Raw genomic sequence first — 1439 nt, 5'->3', positions numbered from 1 at the left:
GCCCGAGAGGTGCCGCTCAGCCTTCCGCCCCGCCGCCCCGCGGCCCCCGCCCCGCCGACCCGCGACCTCGCGGCCCCCGCCCCGCCCCCCTCAGCTTTCCGCCAGTGCCGTCGCCATCTTGTCCAGGGCCGCCTGGGCCGCCATGGGGTCGGGGGCGTCGTGGCTCATGAAGGCGAAGCCGAGGAGGCGGCCGGAGCGGGTGACGACGGTGCCGGCGAGGGTGTTGACGCCGGTGAGGGTGCCGGTCTTGGCGCGGACGAGGCCGGTGCCGGCCTTGTTGTGGTCGGCGGTGTAGCGGGTCGCGAGGGTGCCGGTGAAGCCGGCGACGGGGAGGCCGGTGAGGACGGGGCGCAGGCCGGGGTGGTCCTTCCGGGCGGCTTCGGCGAGGAGGGCGGTGAGGAGTCCGGGGGTGAGCTTGTCGGCGCGGTCGAGGCCGCTGCCGTCGTGGAACGACGTGCCGGCGACGGGCAGCCCGAGTTTCGCGAGCCGGTCGTGCACGGCCCCGGCGCCGCCCTTGAAGTCGGCCTTCGCGCCGGTGGCGAGGGCGGTCTGGCGGGCGAGGTGCTCGGCGATGTCGTTGTCCGAGTAGGTGAGCATCCGCTCGACGATCGTGGCGAGGGGCGCGGAGGAGACGGAGGCGATCTCCTCGGGGCCCTTCTTGCCGTCGTCCTCGCCGTCGTCGCCCGGTGTCGCGGATTTCGACGGGTCCTGGGCGGGGGACTTCTTGCCGTCGCCCGTCTCGACCTTGTCGCGGAGTTTCACGCCCGCGTCCGTGAGGAGGTCGTGGAAGCGGCGGGCGGTGTCGAGCGCGGGGTCGGTGCTGCGGTCGGCGGGGCCGTGGTCGCTGGAGTCGAGGCGGCCCTCGTCGGCGATGAGCGCCGTGACGGGGGCGAGGTTCTCGTTGGGCCCTATGGGGTGCCGGGTGGTGCCCGCGTAGCGCGAGGTGTCGTAGACGAGGGTGTACGTGCCCGGCTGCGCGCGGAGCGCCTGGGCCGTGCGGGTGGCGAGGGTGCGCAGGCTCGCGTACCCGCCGGGGTGGGCGCGGGCGGTGAGGGTGGGGTCGCCGCCGCCGACGAGGACGAGGCGGTGGCCGTCCTGCTCGACGCGGGTCTCGATGCGGTGGTCCGGGCCGAGGGCGTCGAGGGCGGCGACGGCGGTGGCGATCTTGGTGACGGAGGCGGGGGTGGCGGCGGTCGCGGCGTGGTCGCCGTACACCTGCTCGCCGCTCGTGAGGTCGACGACGGAGGCGGAGGGCTTCTTGCCGAGTTCGCGCACGGCGAGGAGCGGGTCGAGGCGGCCCGCGAGGGCGGGCCCCCGGCCGCCGGCCTTGTCGCCGCCGCCGGTGCGCAGCCCGTCGAGGACGGGGCCCGCGCTCGGGGCCGGGGAGGGGAGCCCGGCGGAGGTGAGGGGGCGGTGCCGGGGTACGGCCTGCGGTCCGG

Annotated in this window: 1 protein-coding gene; it reads right to left on the bottom strand. The window is 76.7% G+C overall.

The window, feature by feature from the left end:
• Positions 1–90: 90 nt before the first annotated feature.
• Positions 91–1439 (bottom strand): D-alanyl-D-alanine carboxypeptidase/D-alanyl-D-alanine-endopeptidase (gene dacB, locus G3I42_RS18575; protein WP_239096541.1); only part of this gene is annotated, 1349 nt, incomplete at its 5' end.

Source organism: Streptomyces sp. SID11385 (assembly GCF_010548245.1).
In the GTDB taxonomy this organism is placed as follows: domain Bacteria; phylum Actinomycetota; class Actinomycetes; order Streptomycetales; family Streptomycetaceae; genus Streptomyces.
This window is presented reverse-complemented; position numbering and strand designations above follow the sequence as displayed.